This is a genomic window from Brenneria roseae subsp. roseae, assembly GCF_003115845.1.
GTDB lineage: Bacteria > Pseudomonadota > Gammaproteobacteria > Enterobacterales > Enterobacteriaceae > Brenneria > Brenneria roseae.
Genome location: NZ_KZ819032.1, coordinates 1 through 26,972 on the forward strand (window position 1 = coordinate 1; position 26,972 = coordinate 26,972).

Below are 26,972 nucleotides of genomic sequence, written 5' to 3' on the forward strand. Positions count from 1 at the left end.
AAAGTGATTTATGCTGGAAAGTGAGCAAGAAGTTGCGCAGAATGCGCAATCACGCTGAAAGTCTGATTTAATGATGTGGGGCAGTGTCTTTTTGAAAGATTTCAACGATGAATAATGAAAATTAATGCACAAAACCAAACACTAAGCTAGTGCATAATTTTTCCAGTAATCAAACCAGTAAAGCAGCGTCTCATCCTCAGTAAAGCCAGTAAAGGCGATCGTTAAGTGATCGCCTTTGTGTCTAGTGAATATCTGACCATCAATGAGACGAAGGTTTTATCCGTACCTGAATTCAACCCCCAATGTACCTGAAGGATACTGCCATTTTTCCAGAATGGTATCGCCACATAATACGCGGCAGGTGCCGCATTCCAGGCATCCGGCATAGTCGAACAGAAAATGCCCGTTATCATCCTGTTTATACAATCCGGCGGGGCAGGCTATCACCAGTTTCTTAAATTCTTCGGCATCAGGATATTCTTTTAATACAATATGCGGGTTGCCCTCGTCGACGTTAAATTTGTTGACGCCCAGTTTGATATCAACGTTCACCTTATTCATAACGAGCGTACTCCTTTGAATCCATCCTTAAGTAAATTGAACATCCCCACCTTCCTGGCATGAGCGAGTATTTTCTTGCGCAGAGGCCGTTCCGGGCCGTTTACCGTAAAGATGTCCTGCATTACGCCGATTGCCATTTCCGGATAGTCGGTAAAAAAGCGAGGGTTGTCCAAAAAGGCCGGGAGATGTCGATAAAGATTCATGTCGTTAAGGATAAAACTGTTATCCAGCAGGGTCTGATATGACGCCAGCCCGTTGCGGCTGAAGTCGTTTTTTTCTTTGGCGGCGATAACGGCTTTGGCCGCCGCTTCACCCGAAGCGATTGCCAGATCCATGCCTCGGACGGTATAACCAACATTAAGACAGAATCCGGCGGCGTCCCCGGTAATCAATACGCCATCGCCGATCAGTTCCGCAACCATGTCCAAACCGCCTTCCGGCACCATATGTGCGGAGTATTCCAACAACTTTCCCCCTTTGACGAGTGGGGCGACGAGCGGATGATTTTTAAAGTCTTCCAGCATCTGGGGAACGCTGCGGGGAAATTTCCCTATGTTATGCAACCCAAGCACCAGTCCCAGAGAAACGGTCGTCTTGTTGGTATATAGAAAACCGCCGCCCATCAGCCCTCCCGAGGGCGCTCCGGCAAAGAGCCAGGCTAGCCCCTCATCGTTTACACAGCCGAAACGTTCTTCCATTTGGGCGGGAGTAAATTCGAGCAATTCTTTGACGCCGACGGCCACCGTATGCGGATTGACGTTGCGCGTCATGCCGAGTTTTTTCCCCAGCAGCGAATTGACTCCGTCAGCCAGAATGACCGCGTGTGATTCGATCTCGTCTTCTCCCGCTCTGACGCCGCAGATCTTGCCGTCTCTGACGATCAGGTCGTCCACCAGTACGCCGGGAATCAATTGCGCTCCTGCCGCTTCCGCCTTGTCCATCAGCCATTGGTCGAATGATGCGCGCAGAATAGTATACGAGCTTGTTTCAGGGCTATCTTCCCTGGCGCGCTGGTAATCCAGCGTGACGCCGCTGTCTTCGGTGAGCATGGAAATTTTTTCACGTACTACGCGTCGTTCTATCGGGGCTTCTGTGGCAAATCCCGGAATGATGCTTTCCAGGCTGTGAGCGTACAGCCTGCCGCCGGTCATATTTTTGCTGCCGGCGAAATTACCGCGTTCAATGACCAGCACCGAGTATCCGGCCTGGGCCAGTACGTAGGCGGCAGTACCGCCGGCAAGACCGCCGCCAACAATGATGGCGTCAAAAAGGTCGTCTGCCATAGTTGATATATCCTTCGTGTTGCGTGAGGTGTGTCTACGCCGCCGAAATAAACCGGCGGTGCGCCGACGTCCATCATCCGTTCAGTTTTGCGGTCAGCGTGGGAAGCACTTTATAGAGATCCCCCACGATCCCGTAGTCGACAAAATTGAAGATAGGCGCGTTTTTATCCTTGTTGATCGCCACAATGGTTTTGACGTGATTGACGCCAACCATGTGCTGAATCTGTCCTGAAACGCCGGTGGCGATATATAGATCGGCATTGAGCGCAACCCCGGATACACCGATATAGCGTCCATGCTCCATCCAACCTTCGCCTTCAGCGATCGGACGGGAACACCCCACCTCACCGTGGATGGCTTTTGCCAGTGCCTCCGCCAGCGCGATATCTTCCTGCTTACTGAAACCGCGCCCGATGCCGACCACGCGCTTGGCCTTGGTCAAATTAATCATGCTGCCTTGCTTGGGTCGGCGGGAAACCAATCTTATCGGTTGGGTCGGCGGGATAAATACGCCTGGTTTGATACTCGAACTGGCAACGCTCCCTGCATATTCGGTCTCTCCGCCCCCGTTGCTGGTGGTTACGATAGCGTAGGGCGAATGGATCTGTTCGGTTTCATGCGCCAGACCGCCATAAAACTGATGCGTAACGAATATGGCGCTGTTTTCCACACGTAAACTCAGCATGTCGTTCACTACGGCCGCGTTGAGTTGTTGACCCAGATGGGCGGCGATGGCCTTGCAGCGTTTGGTCGCTGCCAGCAATACCAGTGCCTGAGGGCCAACCTCCCTGATAATATTGACGAAGGAAGGAACATAATCTTCGATGATGACGTCTTCCTGTTGCGCAAAATGGTAGACGACATCGGCCCCGAGATTGATGCACTCTCTGATCTCCTGATCGTCACCAACGAACAGGACGTTGACTTCTTTGCCCCATTGACGGGCGAGGACAATCAATTCGGCAAGACGATCCGCTTTATCTGCGTAGACGAAAACGATAGGTAATAAATTAGCCATTTGGGGTTTCCTTGCGTTCAATTATTGACTGATGGCCTGCCGGAGATGTTCGGCGAACGCGGCAATGTTTTCATCCGAATCCCCTTCGATAATCATCCGGAGCCTGTCCGCCTGTTTAGGGGCGCAGGCTGATTCTCGGGTGGCGGTCACTGCACCGAGTTCACACGCCAGCGTGGAGAGATCCCACTGTGTGACGGGTTTTTTGTTCGCGGCCAGGATGGCTTTCATTGACGGCAGCTTGGGGGTATTAATGTCGGACGTGACTGAAATCACGGCGGGCAGGGAGAGCTCTAGCTCCTCCACGGTATCCTCAAGCTCCCGTTCTACGAGGATTTTTCCTTCGCCTACCGTAATTTTTCTGACGGCGTTGATACAGGGTAAATTTAATTGCGCGCCGATCTGTATGCCAGTTTGCTGCGCATACAGATCGCCAGATCCTTCTCCGCAGAGCAGCAGATCGAACCCGATTTTTTGTGCTGCGCTTGCCAGAATTTTGGCGGTTTCCGTTGGATACAGGAGGTGAAATGCGTCATCCGCGACGATTGCCAGCTCGTCCGGCCCGCGAGAAAGTATATCTTTACGGATCTTGGAATTTTCCAGCATGGCTTTATTGCCTGCGCTGAGTGCGATGAGCTGGCTATCTGGTTGTTGTTTGGCGATATCGGTCGCAGCTTCCAACGCATTGAGATCGTACAAGCTGATTTTTAGTCCCGCGTTGTCCATATCCAGCGATCGATCCGGGCGGGTGGTGATGTCCTGCTCGTCGTGGACGATTTTACAACAGGCGATGAGTCTCATGATTGGTTTTCTCCATTCCGGTGAATGAGGCGGTAAATAGATGATGGAAACGAGCCGAATGCGCGCGCCACCCGACATAGGTGGTGCGCATAGCGTCGTCGGCTCAGGCCAGGATATGCTTGGCAATAACCATGCGCTGCACCTCACTGGTTCCTTCAAAAATCTCCGTAAGCTTGGCTTCCCTCATTAACCGTTCGACCGGATAGGATTGGGTGTATCCCATGCCGCCATGCAATTGCACCGCTTTTTGCGTAACGAACGTCGCCGTTTCCGATGCATAGAGCTTGGCCTGCGCCGCTTCCCGGGTATAAGCGCCGCCCGCCATCTTGGCGGCCGCCGCGCGATATACCAGCATCCGGGCGCAATCGACGCGCGTAGCCATATCGACCAGCATCCACTGCACTCCCTGGTTGGCGGCGATGGGTTTTCCAAACTGTATCCGTTCTTTGGTGTAGGTGAGGGTGGCGTCCAGCGCGCTTTGAGCAATGCCAAGTGCGATAGCGGAACAGCTCAGACGTCCCCCATCCAGGGTTTCCATCGCGATGGAAAACCCTTTTCCTTCTTGCCCCAGACGATGAGCAACGGGGACAATGCAGTCGCTGAAGCTGACCGCACAGGTATCGGAACCGTTCATCCCCATCTTTTCCTCCGGCAAGCCGATGCTGATGCCCGGGTTATCGCGTTCTACGAGGAATGTGGTGATGCCTTTCACGCCCTGGCTTTTATCGGTCATGGCGAAGACGATAAAGAAAGCGCCCTGGGGCGCGGCGGTGATCCACAGTTTGGAACCGTTGATGACATAGGTATCGCCATGGCGTACGGCTGTTGTCTGTTGCGCGGCGGCATCACATCCCGCACTGGGTTCGGAAAGGCAGAAGCAGCCCAGGCTTTCACCCGATACGATTTTCGGAAGCAGACGTTTTTTGGTTTCGGCGTCGGCGTATTTCTGAATAATCGGGCCGGTGAGAGAACACTGCGATCCCATGATCATGGCGTGTGCGGCGCTGACCTTTGCCATCTCCTCTGTTGCCAATACATAACTGATGACATCGGCGTCGCTGCCGCCATATTCTTCATCAATATTGAAACCAAACAGTCCTAATTCGGCCATGGGAGAAATGCTTTCCCGTGGGAAACGGTGTTCTTTATCAATTGCCGCAGCAATGGGTTGTATTTCATTTTCCACAAATTCCCTGATCATATTTTTGATAAGGGATTGCTCTTCTGTAAGTTGAAAATTCATTTTTATTTTCTCCCTGTAATATTATTGGCGCGGTGTAATTTAATATTCCCTGGTGATTCGTATTCATTTTCATTTGCTTATGAACGGGTAATTATTTATCCATAACGTATTCATGCTGAGGTGAATCTATTTTTTGTCCGAACGAAAATTACCCTCCCAGCGTAGTAATGGATGCCGGTAATAAGGCATACAGCAGCAACATGAAGCACATTGCAATTAATGGAATAGCCAATGTCAGCATACCGACCGGACCATAAGACTGTTTATGGTTGACGCCGCAAACGCTGAAAACGGTAATGATAAGTCCGTTGAATGGCGGCGTGGTGCTCATGCAGGCCATGGTCGCCACGCGGTGCAATGCGCCCTGATCCACCACGGCGGCAGGGAACATTGATGCGATCAGGGGCATGGCAATGCTCAACGCTCCGGAGCCGGAACCGCTGATGAATACCAACGCGCCTACGGCGATGGCGGTGACGATCAGCGGACTCAACCCGGAATGGGCAATGGCCTGAAATGACTGCTGGAAAGCCGGCAGTTTCATCACCAGTGCGCCGAATCCCACGATAACGGCGGTATTGAACAGGGAGACGACACCTTCCATCGTTCCCGCCGCCAGGTTACCGATGATCTCTTTCCAGTTTAAAAAACGAAAGTAAATGATCAACGCGGAAACGATGGCGGAAAATAACGCAATAGCCGGATCCCATTTCAGAATATTCAAGGCTACCAACAATAACAGCATCGGTGATAAGGCGACGATCACGTGAGGCAGATTTGTGTTTTTTACGGCATTGCTTTTTTGGGCGAGATTTTCATCATCAACCCAGCCTTCACCGCTGGCTTTTACTTTTTTGAACAGGTATGACAGATAAACAATGACGAGAATTGCCTGGAAAGCCGCGGTTATCATGCCGGGTACCAGACCTGCGGTTGCTGATGTGCCGAGAAACTTCATGGGGATAAGGTTCTGGATTTGCGGTGAACCCGGCATAATCATCACGAAAGTACCGGCTCCGGCGAAATAGACGGCGGGAATGAGCCGGCGGGGCAGATTGGCTTTTTTGAACATGCTGATCATCATGGAATAGACGGTGAACAAAGCGACAAAAACAGAAACGCCGCCATAGGCCAGAATAGCGCAGGCGGCGACTAATGACGGGATCACCGCTTTTTCGCCAAATTTGCCGATGATGAATGAAGCCACGCTGTCGGCAGCGCCGCTGATGGCGGTCAATTTGCCGAAGATAGCCCCCAGGACAAAGATGAAAAAGAAATTACCGAAATAGCCCCCCAATCCGGCGGTATAGACCTGCAATATGGCGTCCAGAGGATTAAGCACATCCGGTGCGGTTATCCATGCGGTTATGGCTAAAAAGAGGCTGGCGGTAAATACGGAAATAAAGATGTGTATTCCTTTCATACACATCACCATTAAAATAATTAACCCGAGAATCAAGAAAAGAATACCCATAATTTTCTCACTTATATTTATCAGGGATCAGTTTGGATCATAGAGAATCAATGCTTTTCAGGTTGTCTATGATCCTATAAGTCTATTTGGGACATAATGACTTATTAATCCGACAAGACATCGGCAAAAGTCTGTAATGCCGTCCGCGCTTGTTCGTAACTTTGGGTTTGCTGATCGATTTCGATAACGATTGAAGGAATACCCTCTTTATCGAGATGTTTTTTTATAATTGGCGCATCGAATTCTTCGGGATCACAGAATTTCGTCAGCAGATAGACAACGCCTTGCGCATTATTATTCCGTACCATATCAGACAGAATTTTTGTGCGTTTTTTATCTGGGTCAAATAACAGTGAACACCCTTCGAGTTTGGCAATGTGTTCAGCCAACCGGGTATAGGGAGAGTCGCCTTCCGGGACATTGAGCCGGAATTGCCGGGATTCATGCGCGACCTCATCCGCAACGATGGCCATATTGTTATCGGCAAAGATTTGCAGCAGGGAAGGGCTGTCGGCAATGATGCCGGTCACCACGATCTTGTGTCCGTCCCATTCTTCCGGCGACTGCTTCTGACAGAGAGAGATAATATCCTGCACGATCTGCGTATGTTCGACGGTATCCATGAAGTAACCGCTTTTGATCACGATATTGCGCAGCAACGGACTGATGGTGCGCGGATATTGTGCGGCGATGTGCGAGAATTCGCGCAGTACCGCCCGATGTTGGTTAAAGACGGTGATGGCGTTGTTCAACGCCTCATCCGAGATCGGTTGTCCTGACAGTTGCTCCAATTGCCTGGCTACCTTTTTGTACTGTTCGGACAGGAACGCTATTCCCGCTGGCGTCCCGCGATTCTGTGGATGGACGATCTGTATGAAGGGAACCTGAGGCACGCCGACTTTCCAGTTTTGACCAAGGCATTTCAGCGTATCGCAAAGGACGGGGATCATGACCGCCGACAGTTTATCCAGCGCCTTGTCCAGCCCCATTTCCAGCGATGACAGCGCCAGAGCGCAATAGAAAGGCGGAAAATATTTCTTGGCTTCTGATATTTCCCGTCCTTCCGCTCCCCACAGACCGAACGGAACCATACCTGCGGCGTAGACGATTTCATTAGGTGTGTATTCGGGGAGACATCCAACAACTTTTTTGCCATTTCTGATAAATGCGTTCAGTTGTTTTGCGGGATTGTCGACAATCGATTTTAACAGTTCAAACTTTCTGGCTAACGTTTCCATCAGATTACCCCTTTATCCGCAGCGGCCTTGTTGGCAGCCATGATTTCTGTCAGTGCTTCGATGCGCGTAACGTATTGTGCTTCGGAGAATCCGCGGGGATCGGCCTGATCGCCATCGAATGTGACGGTAGGAATATTCAGTTCGCGGCGTATTCTTCGCTCTATCTCCGGCATGATGCCGCTCCAGAGTTTGCAACTGCGATTGACATGGATAATGGCGCCGTCGATGTGATTTTGGCGGCCGACGTTAATTCGCATATCCGCTGCCCGCTCTACCGAAACGCAGTTGGGAACGTAAGAGTAGGCCCGCATCATTTCGCTGCTGTTCTGATAAATGACGCCGAATGCGGTGGCGTATACCGTCGCCGTTACATTGATACCGTGTTCTTTCAGCGGGGTGGAGGTGGCGCGCAGATAGGGCCAGCAGGCAATGCCTTCGAACAGCACCCGATATTTTTCTTCGGCCCGATAGGTCGATTTTTTTTCCCGGATATTCTGTTCCATCTCTTCGCACAGTTGCTCAAAGGCTTCCGCCGCGTCCTGGCGGCCTCGGGCGCAAACGGCGACAGCCATATGGTTGAACAGATCGAAGCCGTTCATCGGGGAGGGGGTATATTGGCAATATTCCGCCGCTTTCAGCCAGGCTTTGCCCGTACGCTGCGATATTTCACAGACTTCCCTGAACTTTTCTTCTGAAAAAGTTTTGCCCGTTATTTTTGCCAGTTGCGCGATGGCGTCATCAAATTGCGCCTTGATATAGTGAACGGTGACATCATCCGTTTCATAATCATTTTTGTAAGGGATATCGATAAGGATTAGCGGAATATTCAATTCATAAGCGATATTCTCATACCACTTGATCATACAGTTGCAGATATTGTTACTGCACAGCAGGAAATCGGGTTGAGGCATATCCATTTCCTCACAGTGCTTGATATCCATAAAGGCGATGCTGATTCTGGCATAGGCACAAATATCGTTTGAATAACCCATGCTTTCCGCATGTTCGCACATTCTCAAGCCACCGCCTTTCGCGGCGATGGCGGCCGCCTGATTTTCGGGATAAACGACAGGCACGCCCAATGTTTCCGCAATTTCCTGCGGAAAGTTGGAAGCGCACCAGCCAATTTTTTCTCCTTTATTTTTGGCATCCCAGGCGCGTTGATACGCGTCAGCGGCAATTTGCTGTAACTTTTTTTTCGCGGGAATATATTCCTGCTCGTTTACATTTACATTGCTCATATATTATGTACTCCTAAAATGGGAGCGCTGTCTTTTAATGACGAACTGCACGCTTCAAATGCATAAATAGCCGCCCCGATCGCCCCGGTATATTGTGATAATGGCGAGGTCTTTATGGGGGCTCCCAACTCTTTGCCGACATAACGAACAACTTCAAAGTTTTTTGCGACGCCGCCGGTCATGACGACCGGTTCTTCTATCCCTACTCTTTTCGCCAGCCCGGCAATACGGCTGGAGACAGATTTATGAATGCCGTTGACGACATCGGGAATCGTCTCGTTATTGGCGAGATGTGAAATAACTTCGGATTCGGAAAAGACCGTACAGGTGGAACTGATCGTGACCAGTTTCTGCGACCGTGCGCCCAATGCGGCGAGATCGGCGATATTGGTTTCCAGCACCCGTGACATGACGTCCAGGAAACGGCCTGTACCTGCCGCACATTTGTCATTCATCACAAAGTTGAGCAGACGGCCGCTGCCGTCCATGTGTAGCGCTTTGACATCCTGTCCGCCAATATCAATGACTGTTTTGACGCCTGGGAAAAGATAATTGGCGCCTTTGGCATGACAACTGAGTTCACTGATCTCCTTGTTGGCCCCCTTCAATGAATTGCGTCCGTATCCCGTAGCGCACACCCATTGAATATCGCTACGTGCTCCGCCATATTGCCGAAACACTTCCGCCATGGCCTTTTCCGGTCCGGATGTTCCCGCTCCGACAGACGACAGGGATTGGGCGACAATCTCCGTACCATTGCGCATGATGACGCATTTGGATGCGGATGAACCGATATCCACGCCCATGGTGAGTATATTTTGCATATGGACGATCTCCTGATAATCGAGGAAATAGCGACGGTTGTTCCAGACTGCCGACAAAGTCCGTCGTCAGGTGGAAGAGCGCCGATGAGGCCGGCAACAGTGCGAGGGCGGTCCAGGCCTGTGCCTCGCTGCCACCGCGCGGCGTTTCCGGTAACGCGGATTCAAGTTTGTCGCCGGCCTCTGATGCCGGTTACTCCTGCCAGATAAAAATGTCCTTGTCGGTTTCCAGTCTGGCGATATCGCTGTCGCTATACCCAAGGTCTTTTAAAATCGCAGGGGTATCTTCACCAAGTAACGGGCCCCGTTTGTAATCGGGTAATCCGCTTTCCAGAAAAACGATTGGCGGGCGCACCAATGCTTTTTCGCTGCCGTTGGCATATTTCATCCGATAGAAGGTGTCGATGGCCCATGCCTGTTCATCATCCAGAATCTCTTCCCATACCTGCGCGACGCTGAAGGGAATATCGTTTTCCAGGAAGATCGTCTTCCATTCATTAACCGTCTTTTGCTCCATTTGCTGACAGATAATGTCGTATAACTCCGGCGAGCGTTTATGCCTGGCGACTTCCTGAAGCCGGGTATAACGTTCGTCTTCCGCCAGATCGGGTCTGCCGATACAACGAATGAATTTGGGATAATAGGCGTCATAGACCGGCATGCAGATCTGAATGAAACGGTCGTCTTTGGTTTTGTACGCCAGAATGAACGGACTGGTCGTGGTGCGGCGGTCGATAGGATAAGATTGCCCGTAATCTTTGTATTGCGCCGCCTGAATCATGATTGCCTGAGTGTAGATGGCGGTATGCAGCAGGCTGGTGGAAACATATTCTCCCTGACCGGTGTTTTTGGCCCGAATATATGCCGCCAGTACGCCAGAAACCAATCCCATGGCGCATTGGTGATCCCCCAACCCCGGAATGACGTTCATGGGCACGGTTCCTTTCTGATAGAGCGAACCCAGTATGCCGCCTCGGGCGTAAAACGCGGTGTAGTCGAATCCCGGTAGATCTTTATCCGGCCCTGTGTCGCCGTAGCCGGTTACGCAGGCATAGACCAGATGAGGGAATTGTTTCTTCAGCGTTTCATAATCCAGACCGGCTCGTTCACGAGCTTTAGGACGCCAGTTGGTCAGGAAAATATCGGCCTTTTCCAGTAGCTGGAATAATATTTTGCGGCCTGTTTCGGTTTTGGTATTTAACGCAATGCCGTATTTGTTGGCATTTTCCAAATCAAAGGTCGTGTTCTCGTGCTGATCCAGCGGGCGGCCTTCTGTTGGTGCGGTATAACGTAAATTATCTCCGTCCAGCGATTCGATTTTAATCACTTTAGCGCCCATATCCGCCAGAATTCTTCCTGCTGCGGGAACGGCAATGAATGTCGCTAATTCTACAACCGTCACCCCTTCTAATGCTTTTTTACTCGCCATTTTCCTCTCCTTTACCGGTTTTTGGCTCAGTGCATAATTTTCAGCGTTTTTTTAAATTATTTTCTATGTGAAGCTACGGCGTTTTCTTTGTATTTATTGACAGTATTTTTATTACTTGTTAATGATTTCAATTTTTGAATGTCTATTTTTCCACAGGGCGTATAAGGAAATTTTTTTAAAAAATGAATATTGGCGGGCGTTTTGTAGTGCGCCAAACGATGTCGCAAAAATTCGCGTAACTCGGTTTCGCAAGATAAATATCCTTCTTTCATGCAAATGGCCGCGGCGACTTCCTCTCCCAGTTCTTCTGATTCCACACCAAATACTTTTACGAGATCGATCCCCGGATATTCCAGAATGGCCTCTTCCACTTCGCGTGAACTGATGTTTTCACCTCCGCGAACGATAATATCTTTAATGCGGTGGGAATAATGGTAATCACCATTGACGTCGATGAAGCCGATATCTCCCGTATGCAGCCAACCTTGCGGATCAATGGTTTTCCGTGTCTGTTCATCATCATGGTAATAACCCATCATGACGTGAAATCCCCGGGTGCAGATTTCTCCCCGCACGCCAGCAGGACACGGATTGCCCGTTTTCAAATCTGCAATTTTCATTTCGATAAAAGGCAGGGGCTTTCCTATTGAATGACTTTTTAGTGAAATCGAATCATCCGGCAGTGTCTGAGTACAGCAAGGCGATGTTTCCGTCTGTCCGTATGACACGGAGATATGCTTCATACCGAGACGCATAACAATGTCCTGAATCAGTCGCGGCGGACAATAGGCGCCGGCAACGATGCCCTTGTCCAGACTGGTTGTATCGTAATGAACCAGGTCATCATTCTGCATCAGCCGACTAAAAATGGTTGGCACACCGTGCATCACGCTGCATCGGTAGGTCTGGACCGATTTGAGCACTTCATCAGCGCGATAGTTATCCAGCAAGACCATTTTGCAGCCGGTATGAAGGGAGAAGAACAGCCCGGAAGAAAGGCCGAAGCAATGAAACAATGGTACCGCCAGACAAAGTATGTCATCTGGCACGACGTTTAATCGCTGGGCAGAAAAAAAGGCATTATTGACGACGCTGTGGTGGCTTAGCATGACGCATTTGGGTAAGGCGGTGCTGCCGGATGTCAGTTGAATGGTCAGAAGGTCGTTGCTTTGCACCTGCGATACGGCTTCTTCATAATGCGATATTGGCAACGACCGGCCTTGTTCTTTTATTTCATTCAGCGACCATGCCTGAGATGCTTTTTTATTTCCGATGCTTATTAATAATTCAGGGAAGAAAGCCTCTTCTGCCTCGCTTTGTTGAGAAAGCGAGGCAATGACTTCTGAGAAGTCATTTTCTCTGAAACCATCGGATAAACATAAAGCTTTAATTCGGGTCAGGTGCAATAAATCGTACAGTTCTTTTTTCATGAAATGAAAATTAATACCAACAACAACGACGCCGATCCTGGCCGCTGCTAAAAAACAGATGATCCATTCAACATTATTGGCAGACCAGATACCCAGGCGATCGCCTTTTTTCATCCCTCTTACCAGCAAGCCGCGAGCAACACGATTGACATCATCATTTAATTCCTGCCATGTTAGTGACTTCCCGGTGCGGCTCTCAATCAATGCAATACCGGACGGATTAAGCATCGCTGCTTTATTTAAGCATTCTCCCGCGGTTATCGTTAATAGCCCCATCGTGATGTACCTATATTAGTGATGTCGTGCAATACCGCTTCCGTTTTTTCATTATGGGAATGTGCAAGTCATCATTCTTGGTAAATTGCGAACTGTTTTTCGTCATTTTCATCCGGACGCGGTAAATGTGATCTGCCGCGATATTTCAATGATGCCTTTTTGTGACTTATTTGAGGTGATTGTTAATTAAAAGAGTGCGATGATGATAATGTGATTAATTTGTAGTAAATAATGTTCTGATTTTTTTCGGTGATGATTCCAGTCTGTTATAACGGCAGCTTACATATTTTTCTTATCGCCGGAGATAGAAAAGGAATAAAGAAATGGCATGAATTTTTAAAATATTCGGAACATGACCGTTTATGAGATGTTGATATGCTTTTAATGAATGAACCCTTGCTTTTTCTTCTGGATGAAGATAGACCACATAAATAATAGGTCTTTGAGAAAAGTGGTTACATTATGAGAAACATCTTTACGACTCAAGATGTCCCCAGTGCTGAGCGGTTTACTGCTTTCAGGGATACCGTTAAGGGACGTTTCCTCTCCTCTTACGAGTGTTGTATGAACTCGCAGTCCAGCCCCAGCCATCAGCGGTTTTACGCTAATATTGTGGAGCGGCGGGTGGCCGATCTCCAATTTCTTCTTTTGGAGTCGAACGGACACCGTGCAACCAGTTTACCGCGCTCGCAGGGGGTGAGTCAGGAAGGCGATTTCTACATCGAGCTGCAACGTTCCGGTACCAGCCAACTTTCGCAAGATGGAAGAACGGCTCTTTTACGCCAGGGCGATTTCTGCTTTTTCGATATGGCCAGACCTGTTACCTGGTCTTTCGATGATGATTACTCTCTGTTCAAAATCCTGATCCCGCGTGAAAAATTTGCCGGACGACTGGGGAATACACACAGTCTTACCGCGAAAGCCATTCGCGGCAACAGCGTAACGGGGGCGCTGGTTTACAGTTTCATGCTTAAATATATTCCATTTCTGGATTCCATTCCGCCGCTGCATGCCCAGCATTTGGCGGATATTTTGCTTAATCTGATTACCATGTCGCTTAGTGAACTTAGCATGGCGTTGCCAGTGCAGAGTATGGGGCGCTCAACCATTTTTTACATTGCGCTGCAATATATTGAAAAACACTTGTCTGAACCGGAATTAAACGTTCAGGATTGCGCCCGGGCGTGCGGAATATCCGTAAGGTATCTGCAAAAGTTGTTTCATGAGCAGGGAATGTCTGTCAATCGATGGATACATCAGAAGCGGCTTGAGCATTATAAGTCAGAGCTTGCGAACCCTTTAATGGCGAATAAAAATATCACCCAGATAGCCTATGACTGTGGTTTTCGTGACATTTCCAATTTGAGCCGTAGGTTTAAGGCGGAGTATTTAATGACGCCATCTGAATATAGAAGAATACATTCGATTCGGGGAGGATAAATGCGCCCGGAATCCGGTTAGTTATAAATGTGTCTTTTCATGATGATATCTTTGCCGCCAACAGGCCGGCCTTCTCTGCCTTATCTTCAGTAACTGCAACAGAATATTCCTCTCTCATCCATAATGGACTTTCGGTTAGGCAGTGGGGACTCTCTCACCGTATCAGAGACCCTATGTCGCGACAGCTCACCTGTGGGCGTCATCGCGTATCGAGTGGGCCTTGAATGAGGGTAGCCATCAGGGCGGGAATAAAGGGCATTCCGATAAGGTCTTGACGGGGTTCTTTGTATTTCAATACAATAGATTAACTTCTAGAGACTTGTTCTCGCGCCAATCCTATAGATAACTTGCATTTTTGCGGTTGTCAGCGTAGTATTTGCCACGTTTTCGGACGCGGGGTGGAGCAGCTTGGTAGCTCGTCGGGCTCATAACCCGAAGGTCGTCGGTTCAAATCCGGCCCCCGCAACCACTTAACCTTTCCAGTAGAGCATTTTTTCAAATAAACTGTTCAATAAGTCGACATCGCTTTTACAGTGATTTTTTGAAAGAATCCTTAACCGAAGGTTATGCCGCGTTTTTTAGCGGTATTAGGGTCCAGTTGCATAAAGCCCCGATATATCGGGGTTTTTTGTTATTTGGCAACAGAATTACTGGGCTATTAGGCCCTTTTTTTATGTCTTGGGGGTGGGCTTGTCCACGTTAGAGCAAAAATTAACAGAGATGATTTCAGCACCAGTCGAAGCATTAGGTTATGAATTGGTCGGTATTGAGTTCATCCGGGGTCGCCAATCGACGCTGCGTATTTATATTGATAGTGAAGATGGGATCACTGTTGACGATTGTGCTGATGTCAGCCACCAGGTCAGTGCGGTATTGGATGTTGAGGATCCTATCACTGTCGCCTATAACCTGGAAGTATCGTCTCCAGGGCTTGAGCGTCCCTTGTTCACGATAGAACATTATGTGCGTTTTATCGGTGAAGAGGTGACGGTGGTACTGCGAATGGCAGTCCAGAATCGTCGTAAGTGGCAGGGCGTTATTAAAGCCGTTGATGGCGAAATGATTACCGTAACAGTGGAAGGCAAAGACGAAGTGTTCGCGCTGAGCAACATCCAGAAAGCGAACCTGGTACCCCACTTTTAAAGTTTGGATGAGGCAACTAGGATGAATAAAGAGATTCTGGCTGTTGTTGAAGCCGTTTCCAACGAAAAAGCCGTCCCGCGCGAGAAGATTTTTGAAGCGTTGGAAACCGCACTGGCGACAGCAACTAAGAAAAAATACGAGCAGGAAATTGATGTCCGCGTCAGTATCGATCGCAAGACCGGTGACTTTGATACGTTCCGCCGTTGGCTGGTGGTAAATGAAGTGACCCAGCCGACGCGTGAAATTACACTGGACGCGGCTCAGTTTGAAGATCCTTCGCTCGATGTCGGCGATTATGTAGAAGATCAGATTGAATCGGTAACGTTTGACCGTATTACCACGCAAACGGCAAAACAGGTTATTGTGCAGAAAGTTCGTGAAGCTGAACGCGCCATGGTTGTCGATCAGTTCCGCGAACAGGAAGGCGAGATTATCACCGGTGTCGTGAAGAAGGTTAACCGTGATAATATTTCGCTTGAAGTCAGACCGGTCGATGGTTCTAACACCAGTGCAGAAGCGGTTATTGGCCGTGAAGACATGCTTCCCCGTGAAAATTTCCGCCCTGGCGATCGTATCCGTGGCGTACTTTACTCTGTTCGTCCCGAAGCGCGTGGCGCACAGCTGTTCGTCAGCCGTTCCCGTCCGGAAATGCTGATAGAGCTCTTCCGTATCGAAGTGCCGGAAATCGGTGAAGAGGTCATCGAGATTAAGGCTGCTGCCCGCGATCCGGGGTCCCGTGCGAAAATTGCGGTGAAAACCAATGATAAGCGTATCGACCCTGTTGGCGCTTGTGTCGGTATGCGCGGCGCTCGCGTGCAGGCAGTATCCAGTGAGCTGGGCGGCGAACGGATTGATATCATTCTGTGGGATGACAATCCTGCTCAGTTTGTTATCAACGCCATGGCGCCGGCTGATGTCGTTTCCATCGTGGTGGATGAAGATACCTGTACGATGGATATCGCTGTTGAATCCAGCAATCTGGCGCAGGCGATTGGTCGTAACGGCCAGAACGTACGTTTGGCTTCCCAATTGTTAAAGCAGCATCGTTCAGATGACCGTTGGGAACTGAACGTCATGACGGTAGAAGATCTTCAGGCCAAGCATCAGGCTGAAGCGCATGCCGCTATTGATGTGTTCACCAAGCACCTTGATATTGACGAAGAGTTTGCCACCGTGCTGGTTGAAGAGGGCTTCTCTTCACTTGAAGAACTGGCCTATGTGCCAATTAAAGAGCTACAGGCTATCGAAGGCCTCGATGAAGAGACCATTGAAGCATTGCGCGAACGTGCAAAAGCCGCATTAACCACCCTGGCGCTGGCGCACGAAGAAAGTCGCGGCGATGGCCAACCCGCAGACGATTTGCTCAGTTTACCTGGCCTGTCGCGTGAGATGGCATTCAAGCTGGCGGCACGCGGTGTTTGTACGCTGGAAGATCTTGCTGAGCAGGGCGTTGACGATCTGACGGATATTGAAGAGCTGAATGATGAAAAAGCGGGGGAGCTGATTATGGCGGCCCGTAATATCTGTTGGTTTGGCGACGACAACGAATAACGAACTGTAGCAGGAAAGGAACAGCATGACAGATGTAACCGTAAAATCGCTGGCCACAGAGATTCAGACTTCGGTTGACCGCCTGATACAGCAGTTTGCTGATGCGGGCATCACCAAGTCTGCATCGGATTCTGTGACTCAGCATGAAAAAGAGACGTTACTGGCGCACCTTAACCGCGATCGCGGGAGTGTGCCTGGTAAACTGACGCTGCAGCGTAAAACGCGCAGCACGTTGAATATTCCAAGCACTGGCGGTAAGAGTAAGTCGGTGCAGATCGAAGTCCGCAAGAAACGCACTTATGTAAAACGCGATCCTCTGGATGCCCAACAGGCTGAAGAGGAAGAGCTGGCACGGCGTGAAGCGGAAGAACAGGCACAACGCGCTGCTGAAGAGCAGGCTAAACGCGAGGCGGAAGAGAAAGCCCAGCGTGAAGCTGCTGATAAAGCTAAACGTGCTGCCGAAGAGCAAGCCAAACGTGAGGCCGCTGAAAAAGCTAAGCGTGATGTAGCGGAAAAAGAAAAAGTGACGAATCAACAAAACGAGAGTATGACCAAGCCGGCTCAGGCTGAAAAAGCGAAACGTGAAGCGGAAGCTGCCGAACTTAAGCGTAAAGCAGAAGAAGCCGCTCGCCTTAAGGTCGAGGAAGAAGCTCGGCGCATTGCCGAAGAAGCCCGCCGTATGGCGGAAGAAAATGCCGGGCGCTGGGAAGCGGAAAGCCAGAAACCTGAAGAGGTCGCAGATTATCATGTGACCACGTCTCATCATGCCCGTGAAGCGGAAGATGAAAGCGATCGTCAGGTTGAAGGCGAGCGTCGCAGTCGTGGCCGTGGCAAAGCAACCAAGCAGAAGAAAGGTAACCGCCTGTCTGAGTCCAAGGCCGACCGCGAAGAAGCCCGCGCCGTTACCCGTGGTGGCAAAGGTAAACGTAAACCAAGTACGTTGCAGCAAAGCTTCAACAAGCCGGTTCAGGCCGTTAACCGTGATGTGATCATCGGCGAGACCGTGACTGTCTCTGAGTTAGCCAACAAAATGGCGGTCAAAGGCTCTCAGGTTATCAAAGCGATGATGAAACTGGGTGCGATGGCGACCATCAATCAGGTTATCGATCAGGAAACGGCCCAACTGGTGGCGGAAGAAATGGGTCACAAAGTGATTCTGCGCCGTGAGAATGAGCTGGAAGAAGCGGTCATGAGCGATCGTGATACTGGCGCGGCGGCTGAATCCCGCGCACCTGTCGTTACCATTATGGGTCACGTTGACCATGGTAAAACCTCACTGCTGGACTATATCCGTTCAACCAAGGTCGCGGCAGGCGAAGCGGGCGGGATTACCCAGCACATCGGTGCTTATCACGTTGAAACGGATAATGGCATGATCACGTTCCTGGATACCCCGGGACACGCCGCGTTTACCGCAATGCGTGCGCGTGGTGCTCAGGCAACGGACATCGTGGTTCTGGTCGTTGCGGCTGATGATGGCGTGATGCCTCAGACAATCGAAGCTATTCAGCATGCGAAAGCTGCCAAGGTTCCGGTTGTGGTTGCAGTGAATAAGATTGATAAGCCGGAAGCCGATCCGGATCGTGTTAAAACCGAACTGTCCCAGTACGGTATTATGCCGGAAGAGTGGGGCGGTGAGTCTCAGTTCGTTCATGTATCTGCCAAAGCCGGTACGGGTATCGATGAACTGCTGGACGCGATCCTGCTCCAGGCCGAAGTGCTTGAACTGAAAGCCATTCGTAGTGGTATGGCCAGCGGCGTGGTAATCGAATCCTTCCTGGATAAAGGTCGTGGCCCGGTTGCTACCGTGCTGGTTCGCGAAGGTACGCTGAATAAAGGCGATATTGTGCTGTGTGGCTTTGAGTATGGCCGGGTTCGGGCCATGCGTGATGAACTGGGACGTGAAATTGCGTCTGCCGGTCCGTCAATTCCCGTTGAAATTCTGGGACTGTCAGGCGTACCCGCTGCCGGTGATGAAGCTACCGTGGTGCGTGACGAGAAGAAAGCGCGTGAAGTGGCGCTGTATCGTCAGGGCAAATTCCGTGAAGTCAAACTGGCCCGCCAGCAGAAATCCAAACTGGAAAACATGTTTGCCAACATGACGGAAGGTGAAGTTTCTGAATTGAATATCGTACTGAAATCTGATGTTCAGGGCTCTTGTGAAGCGATTTCTGATTCCCTGCAGAAATTGTCCACTGATGAAGTGAAAGTGAAGATTGTGGGTTCCGGTGTGGGTGGTATCACAGAAACCGACGCCACGCTGGCAGCCGCTTCAAATGCGATTATCCTTGGCTTTAACGTCCGTGCAGATGCTTCCGCCCGTCGTATTGTTGAAGCGGAAAGTCTGGATCTGCGTTACTACTCCGTCATCTATGACCTGATTGATGAAGTTAAACAGGCCATGAGCGGTATGTTGGCGCCGGAATACAAGCAAGAGATCATTGGTCTGGCAGAAGTCCGTGACGTGTTCAAGTCACCTAAGTTTGGTGCTGTCGCAGGTTGTATGGTTACGGAAGGTGTGGTTAAACGTCACAACAAAATCCGTGTACTGCGTGACAACGTGGTGATCTACGAAGGCGAACTGGAATCTCTGCGTCGCTTCAAAGATGATGTTAACGAAGTCCGTAACGGTATGGAATGTGGTATCGGCGTGAAAAACTACAACGATGTCCGTGCTGGCGATGTGATCGAAGTCTTTGAAACGATTGAGATCAAACGCACCATCGTTTAATTCTGTTCCAGACGATGACGTGAGTTATTTGTAAGGGGGCCTTAGTGGCCCCCCGATTTTTAATTGAGGATTCAATATGGCAAAAGAATTCAGCCGCACTCAGCGCGTTGCGCAGGAAATGCAAAAAGAAATCGCCATTATTATTCAACGCGAAGTGAAAGATCCGCGGATTGGTATGGCGACCGTTTCTGGCGTTGAAGTTTCCCGCGATCTGGCTTACGCAAAAGTTTTCGTGACATTACTGAATGATAACGAGCCGGAACAGGTGAAGACGTCGGTCAAAGCATTGCAAGACGCCTCTGGTTTTATCCGCATGTTGTTAGGTAAGGCAATGCGTCTGCGTGTTGTACCGGAATTGACATTTGCCTATGACAACTCCCTGGTTGAAGGGATGAGAATGTCCAATCTGGTCACCAGCGTCGTCAAAAATGATGCCGCGCGTCGTTCTGCAACGGGCGAAGATCAGGAGGATTAATGAGTCGTCCTCGTCGCCGTGGCCGTGATGTACACGGCGTATTATTATTGGATAAATCTCAGGGCATGTCGTCGAATGACGTCTTGCAGAAAGTAAAACGGATTTTTAACGCGAATAAAGCAGGGCATACCGGTGCGCTGGATCCGCTGGCGACCGGTATGTTGCCGATCTGCCTCGGTGAAGCAACCAAGTTCTCCCGGTATTTGCTGGACTCTGACAAGCGGTATCGCGTGATTGCCCGGCTTGGACAGCGGACAGATACATCGGATGCCGATGGAAACGTGATTGAAACGCGTCCGGTAAACTTTTCACAAGCCGAGCTGGAAGGGGCGCTGGAAAGCTTCCGTGGCACCACGCGGCAAGTTCCTTCCATGTACTCGGCGTTGAAGTATCAGGGACGTCCGCTATACGAGTATGCGCGTCAGGGGCAGGTTGTTCCGCGTGAAGCACGTGAAATTACCGTCTATGAGCTGCGGTTTATCCGTTACGAAGGCGATGAACTGGAACTGGAAATTCACTGTTCCAAAGGAACTTACATTCGTACCATCATTGATGATTTGGGTGAGAAGTTAGGCTGTGGCGCGCACGTGATTTATCTGCGCCGTCTACAGGTTTCAACCTATCCTACTGAAAAAATGGTGACGCTGGATCAGTTGCATGGATTATTGGCACAGGCGCAGGCTGACGATCGCGCGCCGGCGCTGAGTCTTGATCCGCTCCTGATGCCGATGGATAGCCCGGTGATGGATTTTCCCGAAGTGAATTTGAACCCGGTGGTCGCCGGTTACCTGAAGCTGGGGCAAGCGGTTCAAACGCCAGGTACCCCTTCGAATGGTATGGTTCGCATTACCGAGGGAGAAGAGCGTAAATTCATTGGCATGGGCGAGATTGACGAGGACGGGCGTGTTGCTCCGCGTCGTTTGGTCGTTGAGTTTCAGAACTAAGCCGGCCTGTTGCCGCCTTGCTATCGCAAGAGGCTGAGAGTAGAATAGCGCGGCTTGACTATTGGGTGGCTGAATTAGAGATCGGCGCCTGTTTTTTTATCTATAATGTTTGGAGTATGACTATGTCTCTAAGTGTTGAAGCTAAAGCTAAAATCGTAGCGGAATTCGGTCGTGGTACTAACGACAGTGGCTCTACCGAAGTTCAGGTCGCGTTGCTGACCGCGCAGATCAACCATCTGCAAGGCCACTTCGCTGAGCACAAGAAAGATCACCACAGCCGTCGTGGTCTGCTGCGTATGGTTTCTCAGCGTCGTAAGCTGCTGGACTACCTGAAGCGTAAAGATGTAGCACGTTATACCAGTCTGATCGAGCGTCTGGGTCTGCGTCGCTAAGTTTCCGAGTTTCAGTAGGAAGGGGCCTCTTTTGGCCCCTTTCTTCTAGGAAGCGCTCGCAAAACAGAGTAATGTATTGCTGTTTTAATTATGATCTTTCATTACAGAGGTTCGCGCGGCTAATGAGAGGCTTTATCTGCATGAGCAGGGTAAAGGTTGTCATTAGTCGTGAGGATGTAGTGTAAAGGTCGGGAGTTCACCGGCGTGTTTATCCTGAGTAGGTTCGACACGCCCTAGTTAAGGATATTATTTTGCTGAATCCGATCGTTCGTAAGTTCCAATATGGTCAACATACCGTCACGTTAGAAACCGGTATGATGGCCCGCCAGGCTACCGCTGCTGTAATGGTAAGCATGGATGATACTGCAGTATTTGTTACCGTTGTAGGCGCCAAACACGCTAAACCAGGCCAGGGTTTCTTCCCTTTAACGGTAAATTATCAGGAGCGTACCTACGCTGCCGGACGTATCCCAGGTGGTTTCTTCCGTCGTGAAGGTCGTCCGAGCGAGGGTGAGACACTGATTTCCCGTCTGATTGACCGCCCGATTCGTCCGCTGTTTCCTGACGGCTTCCTGAATGAAGTTCAGGTTATAGCCACGGTGGTTTCTGTTAATCCGCAGGTAAACCCTGATATCGTCGCCATGATCGGCGCCTCTGCCGCGCTGAGCCTGTCTGGTATTCCGTTCAGTGGCCCAATCGGCGCTGCCCGCGTCGGCTACCTGAACGATCAGTATGTGTTGAACCCGACGACTGACGAACTGAAGGAAAGCCGTCTGGATCTGGTGGTCGCGGGTACTGAAGGCGCGGTACTGATGGTTGAATCTGAGGCCGATCTGTTAAGTGAAGATCAGATGCTGGGCGCGGTGGTATTTGGCCACGAGCAACAGCAGATTGTTATTGAAAATATCAACGCACTGGTTGCTGAAGCAGGCAAACCGAAGTGGGATTGGCATGCGCCGGAAGTGAATGTCGGTTTGCACCAGCGCGTACAGGCTCTGTCTGAAACTCGTCTGGGTGATGCTTATCGTATCACTGAAAAACAAGAGCGTTATGCTCAGGTTGATGTCATCAAAGCCGAAGTGGAAGCCGCGCTGCTGGCGGAAGATGAAACGCTGAACGCGGGCGAAATCCAGGAAATTCTGGGCAACATCGAGAAGGATGTGGTGCGTAGCCGCGTATTGCGTGGAGAACCGCGTATTGATGGCCGTGAGAAAGACATGATTCGCGGTCTGGATGTTCGTACTGGCGTATTGCCGCGTACCCACGGTTCTGCGTTGTTCACTCGTGGTGAAACTCAGGCGTTGGTTACCGCGACATTAGGTACCGAACGCGATGCTCAGACGATTGATGAACTGACCGGCGAACGTACCGATCGCTTCCTGCTGCACTACAACTTCCCTCCGTACTCAGTTGGTGAAACTGGCATGGTGGGATCGCCGAAACGCCGTGAAATTGGTCATGGTCGTTTGGCAAAACGTGGCGTGCTGGCGGTTATGCCTAAAGCGAATGAATTCCCGTATACCGTGCGCGTGGTGTCTGAAATTACGGAATCAAACGGTTCTTCTTCCATGGCGTCAGTCTGCGGTGCTTCTCTGGCGCTGATGGATGCGGGTGTACCGATTAAAGCCGCTGTCGCAGGCATCGCGATGGGTCTGGTAAAAGAAGGTGAAAATTTTGTGGTTCTGTCCGATATTCTGGGTGATGAAGATCATCTGGGCGATATGGACTTCAAAGTGGCCGGTAGCCGTGAAGGTATCACTGCATTGCAGATGGATATCAAAATCGAGGGTATTACCCGGGAAATCATGCAGGTTGCGTTGAATCAGGCCAAAGGCGCTCGTCTGCATATTCTGGGTGTGATGGAACAGGCGATCAGTACGCCACGTGGCGACATCTCTGAATTCGCACCGCGTATCCATACCATCAAAATCAGCACTGACAAGATCAAAGATGTGATCGGTAAAGGTGGTTCGGTTATCCGTGCGCTGACTGAAGAAACCGGTACGACTATTGAGATCGAAGATGACGGTACAGTGAAGATTGCTTCTACAGATGGCGAAAAAGCGAAACATGCTATTCGCCGTATCGAAGAAATTACCGCTGAAATCGAAGTCGGTCGTGTCTATCAGGGTAAAGTGACGCGTATCGTTGATTTTGGCGCCTTCGTTGCCATCGGTGGTGGTAAAGAAGGTCTGGTACATATTTCTCAGATCGCCGACAAGCGCGTTGAGAAAGTGACGGACTACCTGCAAATGGGGCAGGAAGTTCCGGTCAAGGTACTGGAAGTCGATCGCCAGGGCCGTGTACGTTTGAGTATTAAAGAAGCAAATGCTCAGTCTCAGGAAGCGGCAGTGCCGTCTTCTGAGGAAGAATAACTGTTACCACAGTTGTGCAAAACACCGAATCGTTTACGTTAACGCTAGGGTGTTGCGTATATCATAAGGATAAGGATGTCCTTGTGTTGAGCAGACCGGGACAGGATGTTCATCCAATGTTCGTCTTCGGGAGTGGGAAATGAAGTCTTTCTTGCGCTGGTGTTATGTTGCAACAGCACTTATGCTGGCAGGATGCAGCAACACGGATTGGCGCAAAGACGCAGTATTGGCGATTCCGTTACAGCCTACTTTGCAGCAGGAAGTGATTCTGGCGCGCATGGAACAGATCTTTGCGAGCCGGGCATTAACCGATGATGAGCGAGCACAGCTATTATATGAGCGCGGAGTGCTGTATGATAGCTTGGGGTTGCGGGCATTGGCGCGAAATGATTTTTCACAAGCGCTGACGATCCGCCCTGATATACCAGAGGTTTTTAACTATCTGGGGATTTACTTAACGCAGGCAGGCAATTTTGATGCTGCCTATGAAGCGTTTGATTCTGTACTAGAGCTTGATCCAACTTACAATTACGCGCGTTTAAACCGGGGCATCGCTTTGTATTATGGCGGTCGTTACCTGTTAGCGCAGGATGATCTGCTGGCGTTTTATCGAGACGATCCTAATGATCCTTTCCGTTCGTTGTGGCTATACCTCGTGGAGCGAGAAATCAATCCGGAGATGGCCAAGGTAGCGTTAAAGACACGCTATGACGGAGCACAGAAAGGGCCGTGGGGATGGAAAATTGTCGAATTCTACCTGGGCAGTATCAGTGAAAAAGCACTGATGCAGCTTCTGCAGGAAGAAGCTACGGATAACACTTCGCTCGCTGAGCATCTCAGTGAAACTGACTTCTATTTAGGTAAGCACTACCTAAGTCTGGGGGACAAGAACACCGCTTTGGCGCTGTTCAAGCTGACGGTTGCTAACAACGTTCATAACTTTGTTGAGCACCGCTATGCATTGTTGGAATTGGCGCTATTAGGCCAAGAGCAAGACGACCTATCAGGATCGGACCAGCAATAGCTGACGAACAACCATAATCAGCCTTAAAAGACTACGGTTATCACCTTGACGGGTGAGGGCTTTTTTGTTCGCTTTTTAATCCAATTTGAGCCGGTTCACACTTTTCAATGAAAATGACTGAAAATTTTCTCGACGAGTTATGTAGACTGGCCGCCATATATAATGAGGCACGTGTACATGACTGATTTATTTACTTCTTTTGCTGATTTGGGGCTGTCTGCTCCGATTATTAATGCCCTGACCGATCTGGGCTATGAAAAACCATCGCCGATTCAGGCGGAATGTATTCCTCATCTGCTGAGCGGTCGCGATGTGCTGGGTATGGCGCAGACCGGCAGTGGTAAGACTGCGGCTTTTGCTCTGCCATTATTAAATAATTTAAAACCTGAGCTAAAAGCACCGCAGATGTTGGTGTTGGCTCCGACCCGCGAACTGGCGGTGCAGGTTGCTGAAGCCTGTAGTGATTTTGCCAAGCATATGCATGGCGTGAACGTGGTTGCCCTGTATGGCGGTCAACGTTATGACGTACAGCTGCGTGCTTTACGCGGCGGCGCGCAGATCGTCGTCGGTACGCCGGGGCGTCTGCTGGATCACCTGAAACGCGGTACGCTGGATCTGTCCAACCTGAGCGGTCTGGTTCTGGATGAAGCCGATGAAATGCTGCGTATGGGCTTTATTGAAGATGTGGAAAACATCATGGCCCAGATCCCGGCTGAACATCAGACTGCGTTGTTCTCCGCCACCATGCCGGAAGCGATTCGCCGCATTACGCGCCGTTTCATGAAAGATCCGCAGGAAGTGCGTATTCAGTCCAGCATTACCACTCGCCCTGATATCAGTCAGAGCTACTGGACGGTTCATGGCCTGCGTAAGAATGAAGCGCTGGTTCGCTTCCTGGAAGCGGAAGATTTTGATGCGGCGATTATTTTCGTTCGTACCAAAAACGCGACGCTGGAAGTGGCAGAAGCGCTGGAGCGTAGCGGCTATAATAGCGCGGCGTTGAACGGCGACATGAACCAGGCACTGCGTGAACAAACGCTGGAACGTCTGAAAGACGGTCGTCTGGATATTCTGATCGCCACCGACGTTGCCGCTCGTGGCCTGGACGTTGAGCGTATCAGTCTGGTGGTAAACTACGATATCCCGATGGATTCTGAATCCTACGTTCACCGAATTGGCCGTACTGGCCGTGCCGGTCGTGCCGGTCGCGCATTGCTGTTTGTGGAAAACCGCGAACGTCGCCTGCTGCGCAACATTGAACGCACCATGAAACTGACTATTCCAGAAGTGGAATTACCAAATGCGGAACTGCTGGGGCAACGTCGTCTGGCCAGGTTTGCTGCCAAAGTACAGCAACAGCTGGAAAGCAGCGATCTGGATATGTATCGTGCGCTGCTGACTAAACTGCAACCGCAGGAAGAGCTGGACATTGAAACGCTGGCTGCCGCATTGCTGAAGATGGCGCAGGGCGAACGTCCTCTGATCCTGCCGCCGGATCCGGTGTTTGATCGTCGTCCGCGTCGTGAATTCCGCGATCGTGATGATGCTGGTCGTGGCGATCGTCGTCGTGATCCTCGCGACAGCCGTGACGGCGAACGGCCGCCACGTCGTGAGCGCCGTGATGCTGGCGATATGGAGTTGTATCGTATTGAAGTGGGCCGCGATGATGGGGTTGAGGTTCGCCATATTGTAGGGGCGATTGCCAATGAAGGTGATATCAGCAGCCGCTATATTGGCAACATCAAACTGTTTGCTTCTCACTCCACGATCGAATTGCCAAAAGGTATGCCGGGCGATCTGTTATCACACTTTACCCGTACCCGTATTCTGAACAAGCCGATGAATATGCAGTTGCTGGGTGATGCTCTGCCGCACGAACGTCGTGAAGGCGGTGAGCGCCGTGGTAGTCGTCCTGCTGGTCGTGACGGTGCTCCTCGTCGTGCTTTCAGCGGCGAACGCCGTGAAGGCAATGGCGGCGAACGTCGTGAACGTACGTTTAACCGTGATGCCGCACCGCGTGCTCCGCGCCGTCGTCCTGCGGATGCTTAATACAGTGACATCAGGAAAATAAAATATCTTTGCAGA

Annotated in this window: 22 protein-coding genes and 1 tRNA gene; 12 read left to right on the plus strand and 11 right to left on the minus strand. The window is 50.4% G+C overall.

Features of this window, described 5'->3' with window-relative positions:
- Positions 1-276: 276 nt before the first annotated feature.
- The 11 genes from DDT52_RS14680 to DDT52_RS14730 all read right to left on the minus strand — a co-directional run bounded on the left by DDT52_RS14680 (position 277) and on the right by DDT52_RS14730 (position 12,812).
- Entirely contained in the window at positions 277-561 is a 285-nt protein-coding gene (locus tag DDT52_RS14680) for a ferredoxin family protein (RefSeq protein ID WP_136157014.1), read from the minus strand.
- Positions 558-1,844, minus strand: a complete 1,287-nt coding sequence (locus DDT52_RS14685; protein WP_136157015.1) for an FAD-dependent oxidoreductase — start codon at positions 1,842-1,844, stop codon at positions 558-560. The genes DDT52_RS14680 and DDT52_RS14685 overlap by 4 nt, the downstream gene beginning before the upstream one ends.
- A 73-nt stretch (positions 1,845-1,917) precedes the next feature.
- Positions 1,918-2,862 (minus strand): FAD-binding protein, encoded by a 945-nt coding sequence (locus tag DDT52_RS14690; protein ID WP_136157016.1) that lies wholly within the window; start codon positions 2,860-2,862, stop codon positions 1,918-1,920.
- Between the two features lie 21 nt (positions 2,863-2,883).
- On the minus strand, positions 2,884-3,660 hold the full coding sequence (fixA, locus tag DDT52_RS14695; protein WP_136157017.1) for a putative electron transfer flavoprotein FixA: 777 nt from the start codon (positions 3,658-3,660) through the stop codon (positions 2,884-2,886).
- Positions 3,661-3,763: 103 nt separating this feature from the next.
- Positions 3,764-4,903 (minus strand): acyl-CoA dehydrogenase family protein, encoded by a 1,140-nt coding sequence (locus DDT52_RS14700; RefSeq protein ID WP_136157018.1) that lies wholly within the window; start codon positions 4,901-4,903, stop codon positions 3,764-3,766.
- A gap of 148 nt (positions 4,904-5,051) precedes the next feature.
- Entirely contained in the window at positions 5,052-6,377 is a 1,326-nt protein-coding gene (locus DDT52_RS14705; RefSeq protein ID WP_136157019.1) for a GntP family permease, read from the minus strand.
- Between the two features lie 104 nt (positions 6,378-6,481).
- The gene (locus DDT52_RS14710; RefSeq protein ID WP_136157020.1) at positions 6,482-7,615 is read right to left on the minus strand and encodes a 2-hydroxyacyl-CoA dehydratase subunit D; all 1,134 of its coding nucleotides are present in this window, start codon (positions 7,613-7,615) and stop codon (positions 6,482-6,484) included.
- Positions 7,615-8,856: a 2-hydroxyacyl-CoA dehydratase subunit D gene (locus DDT52_RS14715; RefSeq protein ID WP_136157021.1), complete on the minus strand. Its 1,242-nt coding sequence runs from the start codon at positions 8,854-8,856 to the stop codon at positions 7,615-7,617. Before DDT52_RS14715 ends, DDT52_RS14710 begins: the two co-directional genes overlap by 1 nt.
- Positions 8,853-9,680 carry an acyl-CoA dehydratase activase gene (locus DDT52_RS14720; RefSeq protein ID WP_136157022.1) on the minus strand — a complete coding sequence of 276 codons (828 nt, stop codon included), beginning with the start codon at positions 9,678-9,680 and terminating at the stop codon, positions 8,853-8,855. The genes DDT52_RS14715 and DDT52_RS14720 overlap by 4 nt, the downstream gene beginning before the upstream one ends.
- Positions 9,681-9,870: 190 nt before the next feature.
- The gene (locus tag DDT52_RS14725; protein WP_136157023.1) at positions 9,871-11,106 is read right to left on the minus strand and encodes a CaiB/BaiF CoA transferase family protein; all 1,236 of its coding nucleotides are present in this window, start codon (positions 11,104-11,106) and stop codon (positions 9,871-9,873) included.
- Positions 11,107-11,162: 56 nt separating this feature from the next.
- Positions 11,163-12,812, minus strand: a complete 1,650-nt coding sequence (locus tag DDT52_RS14730; RefSeq protein WP_136157024.1) for an AMP-binding protein — start codon at positions 12,810-12,812, stop codon at positions 11,163-11,165.
- 462 nt (positions 12,813-13,274) lie between these two features.
- Here DDT52_RS14730 and DDT52_RS14735 point away from each other — a divergent pair, with 462 nt between their 5' ends.
- From DDT52_RS14735 to DDT52_RS14790, 12 genes are all read left to right on the plus strand, one after another.
- Positions 13,275-14,252 (plus strand): helix-turn-helix domain-containing protein, encoded by a 978-nt coding sequence (locus tag DDT52_RS14735; protein ID WP_136157025.1) that lies wholly within the window; start codon positions 13,275-13,277, stop codon positions 14,250-14,252.
- A gap of 392 nt (positions 14,253-14,644) precedes the next feature.
- A tRNA-Met gene (locus DDT52_RS14740) sits at positions 14,645-14,721 on the plus strand.
- Positions 14,722-14,942: 221 nt separating this feature from the next.
- Complete coding sequence (gene rimP / locus DDT52_RS14745; RefSeq protein WP_136157026.1) at positions 14,943-15,395, plus strand: ribosome maturation factor RimP; 453 nt, start codon at positions 14,943-14,945, stop codon at positions 15,393-15,395.
- Between the two features lie 21 nt (positions 15,396-15,416).
- On the plus strand, positions 15,417-16,946 hold the full coding sequence (gene nusA / locus DDT52_RS14750) for a transcription termination factor NusA (RefSeq protein WP_136157027.1): 1,530 nt from the start codon (positions 15,417-15,419) through the stop codon (positions 16,944-16,946).
- Between the two features lie 25 nt (positions 16,947-16,971).
- Positions 16,972-19,677: a translation initiation factor IF-2 gene (infB, locus tag DDT52_RS14755; protein WP_136157028.1), complete on the plus strand. Its 2,706-nt coding sequence runs from the start codon at positions 16,972-16,974 to the stop codon at positions 19,675-19,677.
- A 76-nt stretch (positions 19,678-19,753) separates the two neighbouring features.
- Positions 19,754-20,152, plus strand: a complete 399-nt coding sequence (gene rbfA, locus DDT52_RS14760) for a 30S ribosome-binding factor RbfA (protein WP_136157029.1) — start codon at positions 19,754-19,756, stop codon at positions 20,150-20,152.
- Positions 20,152-21,096 carry a tRNA pseudouridine(55) synthase TruB gene (truB, locus tag DDT52_RS14765; RefSeq protein ID WP_136157030.1) on the plus strand — a complete coding sequence of 315 codons (945 nt, stop codon included), beginning with the start codon at positions 20,152-20,154 and terminating at the stop codon, positions 21,094-21,096. Before rbfA ends, truB begins: the two co-directional genes overlap by 1 nt.
- A gap of 122 nt (positions 21,097-21,218) precedes the next feature.
- Positions 21,219-21,488, plus strand: coding sequence for a 30S ribosomal protein S15 (rpsO, locus tag DDT52_RS14770; protein WP_009114440.1), 270 nt, complete (start codon positions 21,219-21,221; stop codon positions 21,486-21,488).
- A gap of 251 nt (positions 21,489-21,739) precedes the next feature.
- A complete protein-coding gene (gene pnp / locus DDT52_RS14775) occupies positions 21,740-23,863 on the plus strand; it encodes a polyribonucleotide nucleotidyltransferase (RefSeq protein WP_136157031.1) in 2,124 nt (707 codons plus the stop codon).
- Positions 23,864-24,002: 139 nt separating this feature from the next.
- Positions 24,003-24,887, plus strand: a complete 885-nt coding sequence (gene nlpI / locus DDT52_RS14780) for a lipoprotein NlpI (RefSeq protein ID WP_136157032.1) — start codon at positions 24,003-24,005, stop codon at positions 24,885-24,887.
- A 113-nt stretch (positions 24,888-25,000) separates the two neighbouring features.
- Entirely contained in the window at positions 25,001-25,072 is a 72-nt protein-coding gene (gene yrbN, locus DDT52_RS21510; protein ID WP_377805042.1) for a protein YrbN, read from the plus strand.
- On the plus strand, positions 25,065-26,936 hold the full coding sequence (locus DDT52_RS14790) for a DEAD/DEAH family ATP-dependent RNA helicase (protein WP_136157033.1): 1,872 nt from the start codon (positions 25,065-25,067) through the stop codon (positions 26,934-26,936). Before yrbN ends, DDT52_RS14790 begins: the two co-directional genes overlap by 8 nt.
- Positions 26,937-26,972: the final 36 nt, after the last annotated feature.

Coding starts and splice junctions, on each gene's coding strand:
- DDT52_RS14680 (WP_136157014.1), bottom strand. CDS start 561: ATGAATAAGGTGAACGTTGATATCAAACTGGGCGTCAACAAATTTAAC.
- DDT52_RS14685 (WP_136157015.1), bottom strand. CDS start 1,844: ATGGCAGACGACCTTTTTGACGCCATCATTGTTGGCGGCGGTCTTGCC.
- DDT52_RS14690 (WP_136157016.1), bottom strand. CDS start 2,862: ATGGCTAATTTATTACCTATCGTTTTCGTCTACGCAGATAAAGCGGAT.
- fixA (WP_136157017.1), bottom strand. CDS start 3,660: ATGAGACTCATCGCCTGTTGTAAAATCGTCCACGACGAGCAGGACATC.
- DDT52_RS14700 (WP_136157018.1), bottom strand. CDS start 4,903: ATGAATTTTCAACTTACAGAAGAGCAATCCCTTATCAAAAATATGATC.
- DDT52_RS14705 (WP_136157019.1), bottom strand. CDS start 6,377: ATGGGTATTCTTTTCTTGATTCTCGGGTTAATTATTTTAATGGTGATG.
- DDT52_RS14710 (WP_136157020.1), bottom strand. CDS start 7,615: ATGGAAACGTTAGCCAGAAAGTTTGAACTGTTAAAATCGATTGTCGAC.
- DDT52_RS14715 (WP_136157021.1), bottom strand. CDS start 8,856: ATGAGCAATGTAAATGTAAACGAGCAGGAATATATTCCCGCGAAAAAA.
- DDT52_RS14720 (WP_136157022.1), bottom strand. CDS start 9,680: ATGCAAAATATACTCACCATGGGCGTGGATATCGGTTCATCCGCATCC.
- DDT52_RS14725 (WP_136157023.1), bottom strand. CDS start 11,106: ATGGCGAGTAAAAAAGCATTAGAAGGGGTGACGGTTGTAGAATTAGCG.
- DDT52_RS14730 (WP_136157024.1), bottom strand. CDS start 12,812: ATGGGGCTATTAACGATAACCGCGGGAGAATGCTTAAATAAAGCAGCG.
- DDT52_RS14735 (WP_136157025.1), top strand. CDS start 13,275: ATGAGAAACATCTTTACGACTCAAGATGTCCCCAGTGCTGAGCGGTTT.
- nusA (WP_136157027.1), top strand. CDS start 15,417: ATGAATAAAGAGATTCTGGCTGTTGTTGAAGCCGTTTCCAACGAAAAA.
- infB (WP_136157028.1), top strand. CDS start 16,972: ATGACAGATGTAACCGTAAAATCGCTGGCCACAGAGATTCAGACTTCG.
- rbfA (WP_136157029.1), top strand. CDS start 19,754: ATGGCAAAAGAATTCAGCCGCACTCAGCGCGTTGCGCAGGAAATGCAA.
- truB (WP_136157030.1), top strand. CDS start 20,152: ATGAGTCGTCCTCGTCGCCGTGGCCGTGATGTACACGGCGTATTATTA.
- rpsO (WP_009114440.1), top strand. CDS start 21,219: ATGTCTCTAAGTGTTGAAGCTAAAGCTAAAATCGTAGCGGAATTCGGT.
- nlpI (WP_136157032.1), top strand. CDS start 24,003: ATGAAGTCTTTCTTGCGCTGGTGTTATGTTGCAACAGCACTTATGCTG.
- DDT52_RS14790 (WP_136157033.1), top strand. CDS start 25,065: ATGACTGATTTATTTACTTCTTTTGCTGATTTGGGGCTGTCTGCTCCG.